Below are 410 nucleotides of genomic sequence, written 5' to 3'. Positions count from 1 at the left end.
CTGCGGCACTCGGCGGCGACACACGTGCTGGAGGGCGGCGCCGACCTGCGCTCGGTCCAGGAACTGCTCGGGCACGCTAGCCTCGCGACGACGCAGATCTACACGCACGTGACGGTCGAACGGCTCCGCGCAGTGCACGCGCAGGCCCATCCGCGCGCGTGATGGAGCACAGGGGTGCCGAATACTGGACTGCGATGCCCATCAGGGGCCGTCGCGGCGGACCCAACAGCGAGCGGGGGAGCTCCACCGTGCCCGAGGCGACGATCGACACCCTCGAGAACCCGAACGACGACGCCGACGCGGCCATCGCCGCGTTGTGGCGGGACTACGTGGCCGGTCGTGACCCTGCGCTGCGCGACCGGCTGATCCTCCACTACGCACCGCTGGTCAAGTACGTCGCCGGCCGGGTC

General features: G+C 71.2%; 1 protein-coding gene. It reads left to right on the top strand.

Annotated features, from left to right (window positions below; translation table 11 throughout):
* Nucleotides 1-162: tyrosine-type recombinase/integrase (locus LPA42_RS33485; RefSeq protein ID WP_228987157.1), on the top strand; the 162-nt coding region annotated here is incomplete at its 5' end.
* Between the last annotated feature and the right edge of the window lie 248 nt (nucleotides 163-410).

The organism is Micromonospora sp. DH13 (assembly GCF_020873825.1).
GTDB classification, from domain to species: Bacteria; Actinomycetota; Actinomycetes; order Mycobacteriales; family Micromonosporaceae; genus Micromonospora; species Micromonospora haikouensis.
Note: the sequence above shows the minus strand (reverse complement) of the source record. Positions and strands in the feature narration are given on the sequence as shown.